General features: G+C 57.2%; 3 protein-coding genes. All 3 read right to left on the bottom strand.

Annotated features, from left to right (window positions below; translation table 11 throughout):
- The coding region (locus tag VL130_RS08515) for a TonB-dependent receptor plug domain-containing protein (RefSeq protein ID WP_325362403.1) at positions 1 to 417 on the bottom strand (417 nt) is incomplete at its 3' end.
- Between the two features lie 39 nt (positions 418 to 456).
- Positions 457 to 2,454, bottom strand: coding sequence for a glycoside hydrolase family 97 protein (locus tag VL130_RS08510; RefSeq protein ID WP_325362402.1), 1,998 nt, complete (start codon positions 2,452 to 2,454; stop codon positions 457 to 459).
- A 116-nt stretch (positions 2,455 to 2,570) separates the two neighbouring features.
- Positions 2,571 to 2,756 (bottom strand): hypothetical protein (locus VL130_RS08505; RefSeq protein ID WP_325362401.1); only part of this gene is annotated, 186 nt, incomplete at its 5' end.

Genomic DNA, 2,756 nt, shown 5'->3' with positions numbered 1-2,756 from the left:
GACGTCGAAGCTGAACTCGCGGCCATCGTTATCGGTGGCCAGCACCCGTCCATTGAGCAGGACGGTGTTGAACTCAGGGCCAAAGCCACGCACCGTGACGAACCGCCCCTCCCCCTGCTGACGATTGATCGATACCCCCGGTATGCGCTGAAGGGACTCAGCCACATTCTGATCGGGCAGCTTACCGATATCTTCCGCCGCGATGGAGTCGACCACACCTAGGGTGCGGCGTTTGACATCAAGGGCGCGCGCCAGCGAGGCGCGGGTGCCGGTGACGATAACGGTAGTCGTATTATCAGTCTGGGTAGCTACAGTTGGATTTGCCGTCTGTGCGAGAGCGGGGGATGTGGCCAGGCACGCCAGGCTGACACCAGCCAAAAAAAGCGCACGATTCATCGGCCGTTGGTTACGGGTCATAGTCTTCCTCTTTCCTATTTAGGTCGTTTTCTGGTTCGTTTAGTTCTTCGCCGGCGTAGCAGGTGTCAGTTGCACGACCGCGCCCCCGGTGGAGGCCAGCTTGAGCCTCAGCCGGTTGCCTTCGCCGAGACCTGTTTGGCTGGTCTCGACCACCTCAGCCGGCAACTTCCCGTCCTGCCAAATACGGGCGGAAAACTTGCCGTCACTCAGGAATGCTAGCGGGACATCGACGGTCCTAGCCTTGTCGGTCATGGCGCCGATATACCAATCCGTCCCCTTGCGTCGCGCCATGACTATATAGTCGCCAATGTCGCCCGCGATAAACCGGGTCTCGTCCCAGGAGGCCGGCACCTCCTTGATGAAGTCGAAGCCCGCCGCGTTTTCATATCGTTTGGGTGAATCCGCCACCATCTGTAGCGGACTCTCGTAAACGACAAACATCGCCAGGTTCTGGGCGCGCGTTGTCTTCACAACCGGATCGGGCCAGCGCATGACGAAATCTTTCGGCGCCACATTGCCAAACCCGCCGGGCGTGTAGTCCATCGGCCCCAGCAGCATACGGGTGAAGGGAATGGTCACGTTATGCTGCGCCGTAACGCGAACTGACCATTTGTTGTTTTCCGCGCCCATGACACCTTCCTGAGTCAGGAAGTGCGGATAGGTGCGGTTAAGGCCTGTCGGATGGTAGGCCGCATGCATATCGACCACCATATGGCGGCGTTCAGTCTCTTCCATCACGCGATGGTAGAAATCGATCATGTCCTGATCGTCGCGTGTCATGAAATCGATCTTGATCCCCTTGATACCCCAGGCCTGATAGACATCGAGCGCCTGGGTCAGCTTGGGGTTCAACAGATCCCATTGGACCCACAACATGAGATCGACATTGCGTTCCTTGGCATATTGAACGAGCGCAGGCATATCGATGCCCGGCTTGGTGCGCAGGATATCCGCATTGGTCAGTTCGTTCGGCTCATAATAGGGCCGGTAGCTCCAGCCTTCATCAATCAAGAGATACGGCAGGTTGGATTTCTGCGCGAAATCGATCAGATATTTGAGATAATCCTGCGTCATGCCCGGCCCCTTTGGCGGGGCGACATAAGGTGTGGGCCACCAGTCCCATGCCGCCTTGCCGGCCTTGATCCAGGAGGTGTCCTTACCAGTGCTTTGCGGATTGAGATTGCCGATCAGGGTCGAGGGGATCAAATCACCGGCATGATCGGCCATCATGACCACACGCCACGGCGTAACGACCGGCCCCTTCGCCAGATCACGACGCACGGCGATGCGGCGGTCATCGTATCGCAAGGACAATTGCGCCTGCATGCCGTAGCCGCCATCCATACGCCCGCGCAGATAAAGACCGCTATAGTCCTTCAGATCCGCCTCGGTTAGGACGAAGGTCGTCTTGCCTGAGGTCGATTTGCAGGTGAAAGGCGGATCGAACAGGCTATACCAGCGCGGCATGGACGCCTTCAGCAGTTCATATTCGCCCTCATGGCTCGATTCCATGCTGCCGACATTCAGGCCCCAGCAATTGTAATCGTCGGGAAAGTTGAACTGGGTACGCTCATTGGCGATCGAGATGGCGCCAAGCTGTGGCTGTTGCGGGAGCACGTAGCGGAAAGCGACGCCATCATCATAGGCACGGACAATCAGATCCATCTTCCGGCCTTCGGTACGCTCGACCAGCGAGATCGACAGCTCGTTGTAGTGATCGCGTGCGGTCGCAGCCTTCGTCGCAATGAGGGGATAGGTGTTGTCAGCGGAAGATGTTTTCGAGTCGACAACATCGAACGGCCCGAAATTCTTCGTGTAGAGGAGATCAATCCCCAAGGGAGACGACGAAATAACGGTCTCGCCATAGCGGCTCACCGCATAGGTCGGCGAGTCCTCTCCCTTCGAAGGCTCGAAGGTGAAGGTGATTTTTCCATCCGGCGATGTAAGAGACAAAGGCTCGGCTGCCAGGGCGGGGAATGCCGCCGCGGCGATAGCCATCATCGAGATCATGGCCGACAGTTTCAACTTGGTATTCACTTGATCCTCCCGCGTGCCGGGCACGCATATATATTACATATATTACTTATATATTTTGCCCAAAAACGCCGGGCCGGGTTGCGTATCTTGCCCTCACGGGCGGTACAGATTGTCCTTTAAAAAGTCGCTCTTACGCCTGCAGTTATGCGTTTGCCTGGTTGTTCGAGCGTGAGCAGGCGTTCTTCATAGGCGGCATAGGAGCGGGTCTTTTCATCGGTCAGGTTGAGCCCTTCGATGAAAGCGGTCAGATGGGGGGTGACCTTGTAGCTGGCCTGCATGTCGAGTTGGCCATAGGCATCGTA

It is taken from the genome of Asticcacaulis sp. (assembly GCF_035497195.1).
In the GTDB taxonomy this organism is placed as follows: domain Bacteria; phylum Pseudomonadota; class Alphaproteobacteria; order Caulobacterales; family Caulobacteraceae; genus Asticcacaulis.
The sequence above is the reverse complement of the archived record's forward strand: the minus strand, read 5'-3'. Positions and strand labels throughout refer to the sequence as shown.